16 protein-coding genes and 1 pseudogene are annotated in these 17,539 nt (G+C 41.4%); 10 read left to right on the forward strand and 7 right to left on the reverse strand.

Features of this window, described 5'->3' with window-relative positions:
- Positions 1–2 precede the first annotated feature (2 nt).
- Both A4V03_RS09765 and A4V03_RS09770 read left to right on the forward strand, forming a co-directional pair.
- Positions 3–695, forward strand: a complete 693-nt coding sequence (locus A4V03_RS09765) for a HesA/MoeB/ThiF family protein (protein ID WP_065538746.1) — start codon at positions 3–5, stop codon at positions 693–695.
- Positions 696–757: 62 nt separating this feature from the next.
- Positions 758–1,366, forward strand: coding sequence for a thiamine phosphate synthase (locus A4V03_RS09770; RefSeq protein WP_004313169.1), 609 nt, complete (start codon positions 758–760; stop codon positions 1,364–1,366).
- Positions 1,367–1,510: 144 nt separating this feature from the next.
- On the opposite strand, the gene A4V03_RS09775 is transcribed toward A4V03_RS09770, so the two are convergent.
- Positions 1,511–2,080 (reverse strand): porin family protein, encoded by a 570-nt coding sequence (locus tag A4V03_RS09775; RefSeq protein ID WP_065538747.1) that lies wholly within the window; start codon positions 2,078–2,080, stop codon positions 1,511–1,513.
- Positions 2,081–2,276: 196 nt separating this feature from the next.
- A complete protein-coding gene (locus tag A4V03_RS09780) occupies positions 2,277–2,810 on the reverse strand; it encodes an outer membrane beta-barrel protein (protein ID WP_065538748.1) in 534 nt (177 codons plus the stop codon).
- 329 nt (positions 2,811–3,139) lie between these two features.
- Between A4V03_RS09780 and A4V03_RS09785 the strand changes: the two genes are divergently transcribed.
- Complete coding sequence (locus A4V03_RS09785) at positions 3,140–3,703, forward strand: YdeI/OmpD-associated family protein (RefSeq protein WP_065538749.1); 564 nt, start codon at positions 3,140–3,142, stop codon at positions 3,701–3,703.
- 380 nt (positions 3,704–4,083) lie between these two features.
- On the opposite strand, the gene A4V03_RS09790 is transcribed toward A4V03_RS09785, so the two are convergent.
- Positions 4,084–4,536, reverse strand: coding sequence for a helix-turn-helix domain-containing protein (locus A4V03_RS09790; protein ID WP_065538750.1), 453 nt, complete (start codon positions 4,534–4,536; stop codon positions 4,084–4,086).
- Positions 4,537–4,679: 143 nt separating this feature from the next.
- Between A4V03_RS09790 and A4V03_RS09795 the strand changes: the two genes are divergently transcribed.
- The 7 genes from A4V03_RS09795 (at position 4,680) to A4V03_RS09825 (ending at position 11,437) form a co-directional block, all read left to right on the forward strand.
- Positions 4,680–4,871, forward strand: coding sequence for a hypothetical protein (locus tag A4V03_RS09795; RefSeq protein ID WP_005680880.1), 192 nt, complete (start codon positions 4,680–4,682; stop codon positions 4,869–4,871).
- Positions 4,872–4,873: 2 nt separating this feature from the next.
- Positions 4,874–5,191, forward strand: coding sequence for a hypothetical protein (locus A4V03_RS09800; RefSeq protein ID WP_065538751.1), 318 nt, complete (start codon positions 4,874–4,876; stop codon positions 5,189–5,191).
- A gap of 100 nt (positions 5,192–5,291) precedes the next feature.
- The gene (locus A4V03_RS09805; RefSeq protein WP_005680877.1) at positions 5,292–5,495 is read left to right on the forward strand and encodes a MerR family transcriptional regulator; all 204 of its coding nucleotides are present in this window, start codon (positions 5,292–5,294) and stop codon (positions 5,493–5,495) included.
- Entirely contained in the window at positions 5,492–8,746 is a 3,255-nt protein-coding gene (gene dnaG / locus A4V03_RS09810; RefSeq protein WP_065538752.1) for a DNA primase, read from the forward strand. The genes A4V03_RS09805 and dnaG overlap by 4 nt, the downstream gene beginning before the upstream one ends.
- A 241-nt stretch (positions 8,747–8,987) precedes the next feature.
- Entirely contained in the window at positions 8,988–9,962 is a 975-nt protein-coding gene (locus A4V03_RS09815; RefSeq protein ID WP_065538753.1) for a type IV toxin-antitoxin system AbiEi family antitoxin, read from the forward strand.
- A complete protein-coding gene (locus A4V03_RS09820; RefSeq protein WP_065538754.1) occupies positions 9,952–10,827 on the forward strand; it encodes a hypothetical protein in 876 nt (291 codons plus the stop codon). The genes A4V03_RS09815 and A4V03_RS09820 overlap by 11 nt, the downstream gene beginning before the upstream one ends.
- Positions 10,814–11,437 carry a PP2C family protein-serine/threonine phosphatase gene (locus A4V03_RS09825; protein WP_065538755.1) on the forward strand — a complete coding sequence of 208 codons (624 nt, stop codon included), beginning with the start codon at positions 10,814–10,816 and terminating at the stop codon, positions 11,435–11,437. The genes A4V03_RS09820 and A4V03_RS09825 overlap by 14 nt, the downstream gene beginning before the upstream one ends.
- Positions 11,438–11,554: 117 nt before the next feature.
- Here A4V03_RS09825 and A4V03_RS09830 read toward each other — a convergent pair.
- The 4 genes and pseudogenes from A4V03_RS09830 to ppdK form a co-directional block, all read right to left on the reverse strand.
- Positions 11,555–11,788: pseudogene (locus A4V03_RS09830) on the reverse strand (SLOG family protein); the annotation flags it as partial.
- 133 nt (positions 11,789–11,921) lie between these two features.
- Positions 11,922–12,695 carry an IS21-like element helper ATPase IstB gene (istB, locus tag A4V03_RS09835; protein ID WP_065538199.1) on the reverse strand — a complete coding sequence of 258 codons (774 nt, stop codon included), beginning with the start codon at positions 12,693–12,695 and terminating at the stop codon, positions 11,922–11,924.
- Positions 12,685–14,250: an IS21 family transposase gene (gene istA / locus A4V03_RS09840; protein ID WP_065538200.1), complete on the reverse strand. Its 1,566-nt coding sequence runs from the start codon at positions 14,248–14,250 to the stop codon at positions 12,685–12,687. The genes istB and istA overlap by 11 nt, the downstream gene beginning before the upstream one ends.
- A 340-nt stretch (positions 14,251–14,590) precedes the next feature.
- On the reverse strand, positions 14,591–17,311 hold the full coding sequence (gene ppdK / locus A4V03_RS09845) for a pyruvate, phosphate dikinase (RefSeq protein WP_065538756.1): 2,721 nt from the start codon (positions 17,309–17,311) through the stop codon (positions 14,591–14,593).
- Between the last annotated feature and the right edge of the window lie 228 nt (positions 17,312–17,539).

Consider the following 17,539-nt stretch of genomic DNA (forward strand, 5'->3'; position numbering starts at 1 on the left):
AGATGCGATACGACAGACAAATTATACTTCCCGAAGTCGGAGAAGAAGGTCAAAAGAAACTGCAGGAAGCCAAAGTGCTTATTGTAGGCGTGGGAGGGCTGGGCTCTCCCATCGCTCTCTACCTGTCAGGTGCTGGTGTGGGATGCCTGGGGCTGGTAGATGATGACTTAGTAAGCGTCACCAACCTACAACGACAAGTGCTCTATTCCGAAAAGGAATTAGGTAAACCAAAAGCTATCTGTGCTGCGGAACGGCTCTCCGCTCTTAACAGTGAGATCGAAATACACCCCTACGCTGCCCGGCTGACGAAAGACAATGCGTATGATATCATTCAGGAATATGATATAGTGGTGGATGGCTGCGACAACTTTGCCACCCGTTACCTGATTAACGACATTTGCATTGAACAGAAAAAGCCCTACGTATATGGTGCTATCTGCGGTTTTGAAGGACAGGTTTCTGTGTTCAACTACGGAAATCAAAAGAAAAACTACCGGGATCTTTATCCCGATGAAGAAGAAATGCAACGGATGCCTCCTCCGCCCAAAGGAGTGATGGGGGTTACTCCTGCCATTGTAGGGAGCATTGAAGCTACGGAAATATTGAAAATAATCTGTGGCTTTGGTGATGTTTTAGCCGGCGAACTATGGACAATTGACCTGCGGACACTGCAATCTAACAAATTTTCACTATAAAGGTTGGTTTCTGACATAGTTAATTAGTAACTTTGCTAAACAATCCAATTTTAACAAAAGAAATGAAACTAATTGTAGTTACCACCCCTACTTTCTTCGTCGAAGAAGATAAGATTATTACCGCTCTTTTCGAAGAGGGGCTGGATGTCCTACATCTTAGGAAGCCGGAGACTCCGGCTATGTATTCGGAACGGCTATTGACACTTATTCCGGATAAATATCACCGTCGCATCGTTACACATGAGCATTTTTATCTGAAAGAAGAATTCAACCTGATGGGAATCCACCTGAATGCACGTAACCCCAAAGAACCGCATGATTACTATGGTCATATCAGTTGTTCCTGCCATTCAGTGGAGGAGGTAAAAAACAGAAAGCACTTTTACGACTATGTTTTTATGAGTCCTATCTATGACAGCATCTCTAAAGTGAATTATTACTCAACATACACTGCCGAAGAGTTACGCGAAGCACAAAGAGCCAAGATTATCGACTCGAAAGTGATGGCATTGGGAGGTATCAATGAAGACAATTTATTGGAGATTAAGGATTTCGGTTTTGGAGGAGCTGTCGTCTTAGGAGATCTCTGGAATAGATTCGACGCTTGTCAGGACCAAAATTATTTAGCCGTAATCGAGCATTTCAAAAAGCTGAAGAAACTATCAGATTAATAAATATAGCCGATCATAAAACTAACTGGTTATGCTTCCTCATTTTATCCAATAAGAGAAGTGTTTTTCCCAATCATGAAATATTAAAAAAGCCGTTGCGAATTACCTTCTGCAACGGCTTTCTATATTTTCAGTGTTTTCTTATCAGAACTTATATCCTACAACAATAGAAAAGTTCATGTTTTTAGGATTACCAACTTTTTGTACGTCAACTAAACCGAACTGACCTTCCAAACCTGCAATGATTTTACCAAATTCCAATGCAACTCCTACACCAAGACCTGCATCAAAACGCTTCAAAGCATCGTCACCAAACGTATCTTCCTTATACTCTACATTACCCATATCCATTTTCGATTTTCCCGCAATTCCACATGCCAAATAAGGGCCTGCATTAACCACAAGATTAGTATTGTCTGCAACATTAAAACGAGCAGCAGCCATTACAGGTAATTCCAAATAATAAGCGTTGATGGTCAATTCATCTTTTTTGGCACCTTTACTAGTCAGGAATAATGAAGGCTGCAACGACCATGTATCATTAAAAGCATATTCAAAACCTCCTCCAAGCTTAAAGCCAACTTTTGCATTCAGATCAAGATCACCTGTATAATTGCTAAAGTTCATACCTACCTTGGCATTCCAACCTGTAATTTGAGAAAAACCTGCTACTGAAATCAGCGCAAATAAAACAAACAAAACACTCTTCTTCATAATTTTAAAGTTTTAAATTAATACTAAAGGTTTTTATTGACCTCATTGTTTAATAATACAAATGTATAACTGTAATTTGTATTAAACAACTTTTTCGTTAACAACTGCGTAATTTATAGAGATTATACATAAAAAAAGGGAATTCCCTATTTTTGAGAACTCCCTTTCCTATTTTGTTGAATTACTTTTCTTCTTATCAGAATGCGTAGTGGAAACCAATTGAAAGGTCTTCGCTAGTAAGATTAAGTCCGAATGAATGCTTAATAGGAGCATAATCCTCATCATAATCCATATTTCTCCGATAACCCAAGAAACCATACTTAGCTATAAAAGAGAAATTGTCATTCAACTTAACTGCGATTCCCGGTCTCAAACCGACTTGACCTCTTTTAAAAGTATCTCCATCTTTCACTTTATCCAAACCGATTAAAGCGGTTCCATCTAAGAATAAACGCACAATACCACTTTCATAATAAGAGAAACGGATATACGGAGCAAAGTCAAATGAATTCATAGAAACTTTGTTTGCATACTCATGTCCATACGCTAATTCAGCACCCAGCGCCCATGTTTCATTAAAGTTGTATCCGATTTCCGGAGCAATTTTAAAAGAAGTAGTGTTGCCTGTGCTGTTACGCCAAACGTTCAAAGATCCGCCTACGTAAACTTCTTGTGCTTTTGCAGCGATAGTTGCTAACATCACAACTACCAATAACAAACCCTTTTTCATTTTCTTTATTTTTTAAATTAAACATTAGACCCCAATTCGGTCGATTGATTTCTGGGTACAAATGTAAAGCAGTTTTCATAAAGAAACAAATATTTAGTTAGTTTTTTATAATAAACGCCAAATAAATGTTTAACGGAGACTCTGTACATCATATTATATAGCAACACAAAATTCTAGCTATAAGATTCTCTACAAGATTTAGTATCTTTGACGAGTGGTAAGCCTTTCAGTCATCAGGCACAGCCACGTTTGACTGACATTGGATAGTGTAAAATGCTTCGTTATTATGAAAGTAAAAGCAATAAAACAGTTAGTTTAAACGAATTGTTATGTCAATAAAAATAAAGTATTTGGAGAACAGAAAAGATTGGCGAAAGTGGTTGAATGACAACTTTGAGACTGCCAATGAAGTTTGGTTTGTATTTCCCAGTAAATCTTCAGGCGAAAAAAGTATCACATACAACGACGCTGTTGAAGAAGCTCTTTGTTTCGAGTGGATTGACAGTACAATAAAATCGCTCGACAAAGAACATAAAATTCAGCATTTCACCCCTAGAAATCCTAAAAGTACCTATTCGCAAGCTAACAAAGAAAGACTTAGGTGGCTATTGGAAAATAAAATGATACACCCCAAATTTGAGGATAAAATACGAAATGTATTATCTGATCCTTTCATTTTCCCCAGTGACATAATTGAAAGATTGAAGGAAGATAAAACAATCTGGGAAAATTATCTACATTTTTCCGACACATATAAACGTATCAGAATTGCATACATTGATGCAGCCAGAAAACGACCAGAAGAATTTGAAAAGCGATTAAACAACTTTATCAATAAAACGAAAGAAAATAAAAAGATCATAGGATTTGGCGGAATAGAGAAATACTATTAGTCCCAACTAAGAATCCATGAAAACCTAAAATAGGCTGCAAATACTTTCACAAGTATTTACAGCCTATTTATCAGATAGTTAAGTACCTAACCAGCGTATTTGACTATCCTTCTATCGCTGCCTGCGCCCCTCTAATTTACATCTAACATTCAATAAGTTATTAACTTAGTGTATGCAATTGTATTCTCAGTTCTTAGAGAAACACTTTCGACAACATTCAAAAGCAACTTTTTTCTTTCTTAAATCTGATGACTTCTACAAATATTTTGGCTATGCAGCGTCCTCAAATCTACAAAATACAAGTCTCAATCTGAATTTAGTTAATGAATTACCTGTATAATAACATTGCGCATATATTATAAGGTATATTTATAATGTTTTTATCTCCTTTCTTTTAAGAGTTCTATAATAGCGTCCTTATCCTTTAAGTTGGAGTCCAGACGATTGATTTGTGCATTCAAACTATCAATCTGTTCTTTTAGAAGTTTGACAGTTTCTTTTTGGCTTTCAGTTTCTGACCGAGCCTGAGCCAACTGACTGGCAAGTTCGGCATCGCCAATAATGTTATGGACATTTCCTTCCAATGCTACTGCCGCAAGGTATGCGGAAATTTGATGCTGAACCGGACAGAACAGCGAGAAGAAGTTAAAATCTAAAACCTCACAGACCCTAACAAGCCGTTTAGTCTCCATTGTCTCCCTCTCCAATATGCGGTTAACGTGCTGTTGGGGAACGCCAATTCTCCGGGCAAATTCAGACTTGCTAAGCCCAAGCTCGTTGCGACGTCTATCTATCGCTTCACCCACATGCACGTATTTTACATCTACATCCATAGATTTTAATCATTAATTGAATCTTAAATAATAAATCATCAAACGAATATTTGGATAGATAAACCTTTTTATGTTACTTTGTGGCGTTATCATCTCTTTTGTAGGGACAAAGTTAAACATTAAATATTAAACATCCAACAATTATGACTGAAAACTTGGAAAAAATCCGCCCGGCACTCGTAGCCCTCGAAGTAGGCGATTCTGTTACATTCCACATTTCACGCTTGAAAAGCGTCCGCACGCAAGCCTCGGAACTGGGAGCGATTCATAATCGTCAGTTCAAGACGAAGACAAACAGGGAAGAACAAACCATAATCGTCAAACGTATTCTGTAAGTATGGCATTCTTTCAGTTTATAGACCGGATTATCCCATATGAAACCTTCTTGGAAGACCTTTCCGCACGGATTGTCAAGATGCTAAAGACGGATCATGACGACCCGGAATTCATCAGCCAAAGGAAGGCATACGCACTTTTCGGTCGTCGTAATGTAGAAAGATGGAGGCGACAGGGAAAAGTGGAAATATACAAGAGGCCGGGTAAGGTGGAATACAGAACTGCTGACCTCCGTCTTTTGCAGCGCACTGTTCAAGACTATTTCGACATTCCATCAACAGAAAACAAAAATAGATGCAGGAAGGAACAAGGAAAGTAAACTAAATTGTGGCTATATCCGATAAAGAAACTGCTCCAGCGGTATAGCTATTACCAGCATTTTTAAAGAGGCAGCATAAAAGTAAGCAGGTAAATGTTATATGAAAGAAATTAAACCAACGTGCGACCCCAACGGAGTCTATTCGGTTAAGCGGACTTGTGCCGAATTGGGTATAAGTAACAAAACGCTCCGCAAGTACAGGTTGAACGGCTATATCCAACCGCTCAACCCGAACAACACCTACCGTCCCAAATACTCCGGACAGTCAATCATTGAGTGCTGGAACATTCTAACAACCTTATGATTAGCGAGTCCGTCATTCAAAAAGTCAGGAATCTCGCCATTGAAGAGGTTCTTCAACCCTACGTCAAACTCTCACGGAAAGGTTCGACGCTGATGGGGTTATGCCCTTTCCATACGGAAAGAACTGGCTCATTTGGCGTAAGCCCACATAAGAACCTGTTTCACTGTTTCAGCTGTAACCGTGGCGGTGATGCCATCACTTTCATTATGGAAAAAGAGAATCTTTCCTTTATGAAAGCCGTGGAGTTTATTGCCAAGCAGCATAACATTCCTGTTGAATACATTCAAGAAGAGCAAAATGAGGAGCAGATAGCCGAAGCTAAGCATAAGGAAGCACTGTTGGCTGCCCTTGACTCAGTACAGGGTTTCTTCGTAGAGAACTTAAGACATACGGAGAATGGAGAATGCGGTAAAGCCCGGGAATATGCGTATGGCAGGTGGTCGGAAGAGTTTTGTTCCATGGTCGGCATTGGCTATGCGCCTCAAAACAGCCAAACATTTATTGAGTATTGTCAACGAAAAGCACTTAATGAGGAACTGCTGTATGAATTAGGAATGCTCAGACGCAATGAGGACGACAATACTTATGCCATGTTTCGCCAACGCATCATGATTCCCATACGGAACAGGTGGGGACGCATTATCGCCTATACCGCCCGATACATAGGCGACAACAAGAACGCTCCGAAATATATCAACTCCGCAACCTGCCCGATTTATTCCAAAGGGGAAAACCTGTTCGGCATTGACCGGGTCAGTCGCTTGCGCAATGTGGATTACATAATTATTGTGGAGGGTGCGCCTGATGTACTTAGGATGCAGTCCATAGGGTATGACAACACTGTAGCCGCCCTTGGAACATCGTGGACTGACAGTCAGTTTGAGCAACTGAAAAAGTACACCACTTCACTATGCTTCATACCGGATTCAGATATTGCTGAAGGAAAGGTCTATGGACCTGGCTTTGAAGCGGTCATGGCAAACGGTGCTGCGGCAATCAAAAAAGGATTCCATACGACAGTCAGGGAACTGCCTTTCTTGAAAATTCCAGCAACTGACAAGGAATTGGCAAGTGAAGTTTCAGAGGTAAAATACACCAAAAATGATGCAGACAGTTTCATCCGTTTCAGCGAAGACTATACCTCGCTTATGGAAAAGCATTTCATCATTTGGTTAGCCCAGAAACGCTTCCTTGTGGCATCCTCCTTGGTGGAAGAACGGAAATGTGTGGCTGAGATAGCCGACCTATTGCGCTATATCAAAGACCAGTTGGTGTTTGACCAGTGTATCGACCAATTGGCAAAACTGCACGGTAAGGTGAAACTGTGGCGAGATGCCGTCGTTCAGGCTCGTGGGGAAGCCCGGAAGAAAAATGACTTGCCGTCCTCCATGAATGACCTGCAACGCGAGGCGGAGCTGCTGCGTCAGTTCGGTCTGTTTGTCCGTGAAAACTGCTATTATGCCATTGGAGAAGAGGACGAGGATTCGATGCGTATTTCCAACTTCATCATGGAACCGCTGTTCCATATAGAGGACGAGAGCAACGGAACCCGTATCTTTCGGATGCGGAATATATATAATGTATGCCGTGTCATTGAACTGAAGGAGTCCGAACTTTGCTCGTTGAGCAATTTCCAGCAAAAGGCAGGTTCCTTGGGCAATTATGTGTGGTTGGCGAAGATTGACAAGCTCAACCGTGTCAAGGAATACCTCTATTCCAAGACCGACACGGCGGAACGCATCCGAAAATTAGGATGGAATGGTACCGAAGGCTTCTTCGCTTTCGGCAATGGCATACTGGTGGAAGGCACGTTCAGAAATGTTGATGACCTCGGTATTGTCCGTGGCATCAATGGAAAGGCATTCTATATACCTGCCACTTCCAAAATCTACCTTCACAATCAGGAAATCTTTCAGTTCGAGCGGTTGATGGTACATGAGAACCGCAACGGCGTGAAACTGTATGACTATGTATCAAGGCTAATGGACGTGTTTGGCGAAAATGCTTCCATTGCCTTCTGTTATTTGCTGTCCACCCTGTTCCGGGACATCATATTCAAACGTACCCGTCATTTTCCCATCCTCAATCTCTTTGGCGAGAAAGGAACCGGTAAGACTACCCTTGCCACCTCACTCCAGTCTTTCTTCCTGCACGGCATAGATCCGCCCAACTTGGGCGTTACTTCCGTGCCTGCCATGAACGACCGTGTGTCGCAGGCGGTCAACACCCTTGTTGTGCTTGATGAATACAAGAACGACTTGGATATACGCAAGATTGCCTACCTCAAAGGGCTTTGGGGCGGTGGCGGTCAAACCAAGAAGAACACGAATACGGACGGTATGGCTGTCCAAACCATTGTAACTACGGGGGTGGCACTATGCGGACAGGACAAGCCTACGCAGGACATGGCACTCTACACACGTGTTATCTTCCTTGCCTTCACCAAAACCTCGTTCAACCAGATGGAGAAAAGGCATTACGAGGATTTGGTGGCTCTCTGCAACTTGGGACTAACCCATCTGACAATAGAAATTCTGACCCATCGGGAACTATTCGAGAAGAATTTCCCCGAAATCTATTCCATCACCAAGAGAGAACTGGCTGCAAAGCTGGAAAACGAAACCATCCATGACCGTATTTTCGGAAACTGGGTGATTCCGCTGGCTACCTTCCGCACGTTGGAAACGGTGATAGATGTACCGTTCGGCTATACTGAGTTATTCGAGACTGCCGTCAAGGAAATACGCAACCAAAACGAACTGGCACAGGAAAGTTCCGAAGTAGCCGACTTTTGGAATATGTTGCAGGGCTTCCAGACTTCAGGGAAATGTATCGACAAGGCTCATTACCACATCCGGTACCTGAAAGCGTTCCGCCCTCTATCCACCAAGGAAGACATTGAGTTCATGGAAGCGCGTCCAGTTCTGTATCTGAACATGGCAGCTGTGGCATCTTTGTTCAACAGCCGGAACATGAACGCTACTGCAAACCGTTCTAACTGGTCCACTATTATGTCATATCTGAAATCGCACTCGTCCTATTTAGGCTTGAAACAAGACCGGTTTACGATTCTCCTTCCAAGCGGTTTGCCGGACTATACGATAGAGGTTGTCAATGGCGAGCAAGTCAGGAAAGTTAAAGTGAATCGTCCGAAAGCTCTTTGCTTTGATTATCTGCAACTAAAGGATGTGTTTGGTCTGGAATTGGAAACAGAAGTAATAACTGATGTGCAAGATTCAGATAACTTTTAAGAATCAGAGATTTATGATAAATATCTAATAATTAATACGATAACATAAATTATGCCATGCTGAGAATATTGCCAGGACGTCAACAAGTAATATTTTGTTCACTAAATCGAGTCTGTTCATAAATTCGTGAACGCAAGGAAATAATGAACGCAAGACTTGCTCAAACAAGAAATGTTCACTAAATTTGCACTGTTCACGAATTTATGAACAGTGTATAAACAATGAACAAAGGAATATAAATATGGGAACTGACTATATGGAATTATTTCATGAAGCTATTAATAACTTAAGAGTAGCGACAGGGAATGACAATATTGCCATTGATGATAAAATGGATAAATCCGTTTGCATTAATGGCATAGGATTTTGTTGTGAAATTAAGAAAACCATAAGCAACGCCAATATCTTTTCTGTCATAGATGGTATCAATAACACGAACGATGAAGGTATGCCTATGATTCTAATAACCAATAAGCTCTATCCTAAGTTAGCCAATACGCTTGCGGATAATCGTATAAACTGGATAGACAAAGCTGGTAATTGCGACATCAGGCATGAAAATCTGACCATCAAGATTTCCGGGCAAAAAAATATAACTTCGGGTAGTACAAGTAGTGTATCAAAAACAAGTGAGACAAACATCAAACTCATCTTGTTCTTCCTGCAAAATCCCGAAAGCATAAACTGGTCATATCGTGAAATTCAGGAAAAAGTCGGATTATCCCTTGGTACTATCACAAAAGCTTTTGATCTGTTGAAGACGAAGCGATACTTAGTGCAAACCGATAAAGGAAGACGGATTGCCATGCGTGAGGAGCTTATTGAGTGGTGGCAACAACAGTACAATGAGTTCTTGAAACCCAAATTACTCATTCACCGGATGAGCTTCCGCACTCCAGACGCCAGAAAGAAATGGAAAGAAATGCCGCTTCCTGAAGGAATGTATTGGGGTGGCGATTGTGGTGCCAATTTAGTGGACGGTTACTTGATTCCGGGCGAATTTGAAATTTATTCCGAGGTAGTGAGTTCTTTGCTTCTTCGGACTGGTGCGGTGGTGCCTGACCCTAATGGAGAAATACGTATTTACAAGAAATTCTGGATAGGAGATGACAAAGAAAATTTGGCTCCTACTTTAGTTATATATGCCGACTTGATGGGCACCGGTGATAGCCGATGCCATGAAGCTGCTTTAAGAATCAAAGAAAATGGAATATAAAATTACGCGAGACGCATTACAAAATAATCTGCTTTATGACACCCTTGAGGCATTGGGCAGAGTGATGAAAGACCTTCAACTGGATGTGTATGTTGTGGGCGCATTGGCAAGAGACATTGCTATGGAAATCCTTGAAATGCCACCTTCGCCTCGAAGAACTGCCGATCTTGATGTGGCAATCGCATTGAAGGATTGGAGCCAGTTTGATTTATTGAAGGAACATTTATTGGAAAACCATTTTATTAAAGGGGAACCGAAACAACGATTCTATTACATAGGTGCAGATGGTACCAATGATTACGAAATCGACATCGTTCCTTTTGGAGAACTGGAAGCTGACGAGAAAGTGGCATGGCCGCCTGAAGGCAATCCGGAAATGTCGGTCAAATGCTTCAAAGATGTAATGAGCATAGCCGATACGGTTACAATTGATGATGCTATTACTATAAGGATGGCTCCTTTATCCGGACAATTTCTAATAAAGTTTGACACCTGGCTCGACAGGCATTTACTTACCGACAAAGATGCTGCCGATATGCTCTACATAATGGATAACTTCTATTTGGCAAATGTTTCGTTCAAGCAACCTGTTCCTGACGAAGTTCAAGATACAAGCGAAAACTTCGACCTTTTGACAGGTGGAGCCAGATGGATTGCCTGTGAAATGAGAGATTTTCTTACCAGAGAGCATCTTCAATTTTATACTGACCAACTGCAAGAACAGATTGAGTTGGATGAAAGTAGTCCATTAATCAACTCTATGAGTAGCAGACATTCCGGAAGCGACGCACATCAAATTATCAGAAATGCACTTATTGGAATGGTTGAAATATTAAAGAAAGAAGAAAGCGATGAAGATAGATAGTTTTTCAATAGAAGGCATACATTATTCCAATGAAGATAGTTTGTCTGTCCACCAGTTAACTCCCAATAAAGCTGTAGTAGTATTGGCAGACGGCATGGGTGGCTTGACCTTCGGTAAGGAAGCGGCAGATTTGATTATAAGTACAATCACTGCCTTTATTTGTGAGCATGTGGAAAGATTGCCTATACAAGAATTGTTGGGTAAAGCGTTGGAATATGCCGATGAAACTATTTGTCAGAAGAGCATGGGAACTCACAGCAAAATGGGAGCAGCTGTTGCCATAGCCTTCATTGATGACAATAACATTCACTATACTTGGCAGGGTAATGTCAGAATCTACCTTTTCAACCACGATAAAGCAGAACAATTAACCACAGACCATATATTGGATGCTGGATATGGCAAATATTTGCTTACAAGATGTATAAAGGGAGCAGGCTTAAGAACAGATATACCTTATCAATGTAGAGAGGTCAATGCAGGAAATGTACTTCTTCTTTGCACTGACGGATTCTACAAGCAAACAGAGGTCAATCAAATGACAGATACGACATTCCTTATAAACAAGGAATACGAAGACGATGCTTCTTTCATAAAGATAGTATTATAATGGCAATGTCAAGCATAGGCTGGAACATAGGTCGATTGGTCTGTGAAGAAGGCTTGCTCATAACATTCTGAGCTTCCCATATAGCTTTAATTTATCCACTTCGGTTTTTAAATCACCTTAATCCCCAATTTCGTAAAGGTTGACCACCTCCATCCCTTTGTCCCGGGCTTTCCCACAAGTATAATATGTACCCCCTTTCGGTTTGCCGTCAAAGTAGGCTATCACACCACAAGAGTGCGCCAGCATATAGTCGTTTCTTCTGAGCAAGCATCCTTGATAATAGTGCTCACTCAAAACAATAACCTTATCTGCTTGGGCAAGAAGTTGCCTATATCGTCTTTGTTCAATGGCTGACTGGAAAATTTAAAGTCGATTGACCCACTATTATACTCTAAATTGACCCATCAAAAAAATATTAGATTTAAATAAAGAAAAATGCATTTTAACCCGGGTCATTTTCAATTATAATAATCTACAATATATACTATTTCTTTTTAGCATTAATCTTTCTTACAGAATCCCCGGTAAGTTCAATCTTGTGTGCTGTATGTACAATTCTGTCCAGGATTGCGTCAGCTACTGTAGGATCACCAATTGCATCATACCGGCTTTCGACAGGAAGTTGTGATGTTATTATGATTGATTTTAATCCGTGTCTGTCTTCTATTATTTCCATAAGGATTGACCTTTCCCTGGCATCCAGTCCTATAAGAAACAGATCGTCAAGAATCAGCAGTTGACACTTTTCTATTTTTTTCATCTCAGATTCTATAGTGCCCTTGTTTTTGGCAATTTTAAGCTGTCCCATAAGCTTTGACGCATTTGAATACAAAGTCTTTATTCCATTCTTACATGCCTCATATCCTATGGCTGAAGCTATATAGCTTTTACCTGTACCGGAGCTTCCCGTGATGAAAACATTCTGTCCGTCTCTTATAAAATCAAGAGATGCAAGTCTCTCAAGCTGGTTACGGTCAAGGTTACGTTTTATGGTATAGTCTATTTTTTCCATATATGCCTTATATCTGAAGTTTGCAGACTTTATCAGTCTCTCAATGCTTACATTGCGTCTGTAATCATATTCGCTTTCAAGAAGCCATTTAAGAAACTCATCGTTTGTCATACCATCAGAGGATGTGGTCCTGCAGTCATTTCTATATGTTTCAAGCATACCGTAAAAACGTAACTTGGAGAGTAGTTCCATTATTCTGTCCATATTTTTTCCGACAGTTCTGCTTGTTTTATTATTACTTGTCATTTTTATCCATGTTTTTAGAGTTAAAATAATCCTTGCCTCTGAGATTTCTGTGTTTGGGGGTAAGTTCTGGAGCCTGTCCCTCCATCTGTACATGATACTTCTCATCTTCCCTGTTTACCAGAATACTTTCAAGTTCGTTGTATCCGAACATACCGAATTCCATTGCCACCTGACATGAAAGAACCACCCTGTCATGTCCGAAACGCTCCACAAGACTTAATATGCCATCGGCTGAACGTACGGCCTGGACCGGATATTTCTTGGCAACGGCCACACGCTTTATGTACTCTTCCAATACCGGATCAATTCCACATGCCTTGCGGTATATATCATCCATTCTGATTCTGTATTCATGTGGCACTCCCGAAAGTTTGTGGGACGGTTTTTCTGAATAAGTGAAAGGTGTATCATCCTTTCGATGTGTCGTTATGTGTCTGAACTTATGATATATCTCCACTGTGTCCCCATCATACAGTAATTCTACAGTATCGCCGATATACTCTTTAGGAACACTGTAATAGTGATTGTTAAGCGATACATAACTGTTTCTCATGACAGTTGCCGTTTTCCGGCTTTTTGATATAAATTTTGTTGCCGGCAATGTATGCAGCCTGTCTTTCTCGACTTCGAGGAAACGTTCCCGACGGCTGTAGTTGCGATTGTACATCTTTCGGCTGTTCAACGCATCCGTATGCTTCATTATTTCTATGTTCAAGGCTTCAAGATCATTGAATTTCAATCCCGTCATCTTTGAATACACCTCCCTGTAGAGCAGTCTTACAGCATTCTCAACCAGAGCTTTGTCTTTAGGCTTTCGTACTCTTGCCGGGAAGACAACACATCCATAATGGTCTGCAAATGCAGCAAAGTCGTCATTGATTACAGGTTCAACACCTCCAGGCTTTGTTACGGCTGATCTCAGGTTGTCTGGAACTATGGCATTGGGGACACCTCCAAAATAATGGAAAGCATTTTCACATGCCTGGATAAGGTGTTCTTTCTTTTGTGATGGTACAGCCTCGTAATAGGTAATCTGGCTGCATGGAAGTATGGCGGCAAATACTTCTACGGGAACCTTATTGCCTGTTCTTTCGTATGAGAGATAAAGTTTGTCACCGGCAAAATCCACATACATCTGATCACCGGCTATATGATCTATGCGTCCAACAGGAATCTTTACTTCCCTTTCTCGTCTGATATACAAACAAAAAGAACAGTAGCTGTAACCTTGTGGACGATTTTTAAGATATTCCTCATACAAGGACCTTCTTGTTGTCCCACGGACCTTAAGTCGTTTCATGTAATCAGGTATACGTTCTTGAAGATACTTATACTCTGCAGATCCAGACGATTCTTTGTCAGTCTCCGTACCGAAAAGCTCATGCAGATGCTGCTCGTCCATTTTCAACAGACGCTCAAGTTCTATACCCATATCTTCGTATATACGGATATAACGTTTGACTGTATTACGTGAAACAAGGAGAGAAGAACTGATACCGCGGATACTCATTCCTGACTGATAACACCGCAGTATGTGCTTGATTCTTATTTTCATTCTTTAAAATTTTATTCGGTTAATAATACCGGGTTAAAATGCTTTGTAAAGTACGAAAACAAGACTGAAATATGGTAATTATATAGGGGCAACTTTTATTATAATCACAGCGGATCAGTTTCGGTTATAAAGGTGGGTCAGAAGACTTTTATAATAGTGGGTCAATCGACTTTAAATTTTCCACCTATATTCACAAATGTATGTCCAGGTGTATGCAAATACCGTTCATTTGGCTATTCTTATGCGGTCAAATGAACGAACCGTCTGAAAACAGATTAGGCTGTAATGCCTTATTTACAAGTCATTACAGCCTAATTCAACAACTAAGTCGGAACTACCGTTATTCCTCTATGGCAGCCTGCGCCGCCGCTAATCTTGCAATAGGCACGCGGAATGGAGAACAACTAACGTAGTTTAATCCTACTCTGTGGCAGAACTTCACTGAAGAAGGTTCTCCACCATGTTCACCGCAAATACCACATTTCAAATCCGGACGGATAGCACGGCCTTTTTCTGTTGCCATACGAACCAATTGTCCCACACCATTCTGGTCGAGAACCTGGAACGGGTCTACTTTCAAAATCTTCTTTTCCAGATAAACAGGAAGGAAAGAAGCAATATCGTCACGAGAATAACCGAAGGTCATTTGCGTCAAGTCATTTGTACCGAATGAGAAGAATTCAGCAGAAGAAGCAATACGGTCGGCTGTCAAAGCTGCGCGCGGGATTTCAATCATTGTACCTACTTTGAAGTCAATGCTGTCTCCCAGTTCTTCGAACAACTTCGCTGCCTCTGTACGAATCACGTTCTCCTGTTCCTTGAATTCATACAAGATACCAGTCAGCGGAACCATAATTTCCGGATGAGTCTCCACCCCTTCTTTCTTCAATTCCAATGCAGCACCCAAGATAGCGCGTGTTTGCATCTGAGTAATTTCAGGATATGTATTTCCCAGACGACAACCACGGTGACCCAACATCGGGTTGTGTTCGCACAACGATTCTACGCGTTGTTGGATATACTGCAAACTTACGCCCATAGTATCCGCCATTTCCTGTTGTCCCTTCAAATCATGAGGAACGAACTCATGCAAAGGAGGATCGAGCAGACGTACAGTCACCGGACAGCCCGCCATTGCTTTAAAGATACCCTTAAAGTCCGCCTGTTGGTACGGGAGAATCTTAGCCAATGCCTTGCGACGTCCTTCAGCATCTTCTGCCAGAATCATTTCACGCATTGCCTTAATCTTTTCACCTTCAAAGAACATGTGTTCTGTACGGCAAAGACCGATACCTACCGCACCAAAGTTACGTGCAACTTCCGCATCATGAGGAGTGTCCGCATTGGTACGTACCTGCAAACGGGTATATTTATCAGCCAGTGTCATCAATTCTGCAAAGTCACCGGAAAGCTCGGCAGCTTTCGTCTCTACCTTACCATTATATACTACACCCGTGCTTCCGTTCAGAGAGATGTAATCGCCTTCTTTCAGCACCACACCGTCAATTTCCACCGTACGTGCCTTATAGTCAATATTCAATGCACCAGCACCCGACACACAGCATTTACCCATACCACGAGCCACCACAGCAGCGTGAGAAGTCATACCGCCACGGGCAGTCAGGATACCTTCGGCGACAGCCATACCCGCCAAGTCCTCAGGAGAGGTCTCGATACGAACCATCACCACACGTTTGCCGGCAGCATGCCATTCGGCAGCGTCATCAGCGAAGAATACAATCTGACCAGTTGCAGCACCCGGAGAAGCTGGAAGACCACGAGTCAGGATTTTTGCTTTTTTCAAAGCATCCTTGTCAAATACAGGGTGGAGCAATTCATCCAGCTTATTCGGTTCAACGCGCATCAAGGTTGTCTTTTCGTCAATCATACCCTGACGGAGCAAATCCATAGCAATCTTTACCATGGCAGCACCCGTACGTTTGCCGTTACGTGTCTGAAGGAACCAGAGCTTACCTTCTTGAACGGTGAACTCCATGTCCTGCATATCTTTATAATGATTTTCCAATTTTGTCTGAAGCGCATCCAGTTCTTTATAGATTTCTGGCATAGCTTCTTCCATAGAAGGATATTTTGCAGCACGTTCTTCTTCGCTTACACCCGCCAGTTGGGCCCAACGTTGAGAACCGATCTTAGTAATCTGTTGCGGAGTACGGATACCGGCTACTACGTCTTCACCTTGCGCATTAATCAGGTATTCACCATTGAAAAGGTCTTCACCTGTAGCTGCGTCACGTGAGAAACAAACGCCGGTTGCGGAAGTATCTCCCATATTACCGAATACCATTGCCTGTACGTTTACGGCTGTTCCCCATTCGTCAGGAATACTTTCCATCTTACGGTAAAGGATAGCACGTTCATTCATCCAGGAATCGAATACTGCACAGATGGCACCCCAAAGTTGTTCGTATGCACAAGTCGGAAAATCTCTTCCTGTCTGTTCTTTTACGGCAGCTTTAAATTTCTTCACGAGTTCTTTCAGGTCTTCCACTTCCAGCTCGTTATCAAGTTTCACACCTTTCGCTTCTTTCACCTCTTCGATGATTGCTTCGAACGGGTCAATATCTTCCTTATTAGTAGGTTTCATTCCCAAAACCACGTCACCGTACATCTGTACAAAACGACGGTAAGAATCCCATGCAAAGCGTGCATTACCAGTTTTGCGGATAATTCCTTCCACCACTTCATCATTCAGACCAAGGTTCAGAATAGTATCCATCATACCCGGCATGGATGCGCGGGCACCGGAACGTACAGACACCAACAAAGGATTTTCAATGTCACCAAATTTGGATTTCATCAGCCCCTCTACATTAGAGATGGCTTTAACGACTTCATCTTTCAGCAACTCAACCACTTTATCACGTCCTAACGTGTTGTATTCCGTACAAACATCTGTAGTTATTGTGAATCCGGGAGGGACTGGAATTCCAATTAAATTCATTTCGGCAAGGTTTGCACCTTTACCACCTAACAAATTCTTCATGTCGGCTTTTCCTTCTGCCTGACCATTTCCAAAGGTATAAACTCTTTTTTTATCCATAATATTGTGTTTAAAGTTACATTATGACTTTCTTCTGCTCGCAAATCTAAGGATATTTCGCAAATCAGAAAACTTTTTGCGAAAAAACTTTCTATCAAAATGCAATTTCGACATTACAATCTGGATTATTTCTACAGACACGAAAGTTTTCCAAAAAAAATACCTATTTTTGCAAAGTAATTATTAGACTGGTGTAAAAGTGGCAAGAAAGAAAAAAGAACTTCCCTT

The sequence above is a fragment of the Bacteroides caecimuris genome, assembly GCF_001688725.2.
GTDB classification, from domain to species: Bacteria; Bacteroidota; Bacteroidia; order Bacteroidales; family Bacteroidaceae; genus Bacteroides; species Bacteroides caecimuris.

Coding starts and splice junctions, on each gene's coding strand:
- A4V03_RS09815 (WP_065538753.1), top strand. CDS start 8,988: ATGGGAACTGACTATATGGAATTATTTCATGAAGCTATTAATAACTTA.
- A4V03_RS09795 (WP_005680880.1), top strand. CDS start 4,680: ATGACTGAAAACTTGGAAAAAATCCGCCCGGCACTCGTAGCCCTCGAA.
- A4V03_RS09785 (WP_065538749.1), top strand. CDS start 3,140: ATGTCAATAAAAATAAAGTATTTGGAGAACAGAAAAGATTGGCGAAAG.
- dnaG (WP_065538752.1), top strand. CDS start 5,492: ATGATTAGCGAGTCCGTCATTCAAAAAGTCAGGAATCTCGCCATTGAA.
- A4V03_RS09800 (WP_065538751.1), top strand. CDS start 4,874: ATGGCATTCTTTCAGTTTATAGACCGGATTATCCCATATGAAACCTTC.
- A4V03_RS09790 (WP_065538750.1), bottom strand. CDS start 4,536: ATGGATGTAGATGTAAAATACGTGCATGTGGGTGAAGCGATAGATAGA.
- A4V03_RS09765 (WP_065538746.1), top strand. CDS start 3: ATGCGATACGACAGACAAATTATACTTCCCGAAGTCGGAGAAGAAGGT.
- A4V03_RS09805 (WP_005680877.1), top strand. CDS start 5,292: ATGAAAGAAATTAAACCAACGTGCGACCCCAACGGAGTCTATTCGGTT.
- A4V03_RS09770 (WP_004313169.1), top strand. CDS start 758: ATGAAACTAATTGTAGTTACCACCCCTACTTTCTTCGTCGAAGAAGAT.
- A4V03_RS09825 (WP_065538755.1), top strand. CDS start 10,814: ATGAAGATAGATAGTTTTTCAATAGAAGGCATACATTATTCCAATGAA.
- A4V03_RS09775 (WP_065538747.1), bottom strand. CDS start 2,080: ATGAAGAAGAGTGTTTTGTTTGTTTTATTTGCGCTGATTTCAGTAGCA.
- istB (WP_065538199.1), bottom strand. CDS start 12,695: ATGACAAGTAATAATAAAACAAGCAGAACTGTCGGAAAAAATATGGAC.
- A4V03_RS09820 (WP_065538754.1), top strand. CDS start 9,952: ATGGAATATAAAATTACGCGAGACGCATTACAAAATAATCTGCTTTAT.
- ppdK (WP_065538756.1), bottom strand. CDS start 17,311: ATGGATAAAAAAAGAGTTTATACCTTTGGAAATGGTCAGGCAGAAGGA.
- istA (WP_065538200.1), bottom strand. CDS start 14,250: ATGAAAATAAGAATCAAGCACATACTGCGGTGTTATCAGTCAGGAATG.
- A4V03_RS09780 (WP_065538748.1), bottom strand. CDS start 2,810: ATGAAAAAGGGTTTGTTATTGGTAGTTGTGATGTTAGCAACTATCGCT.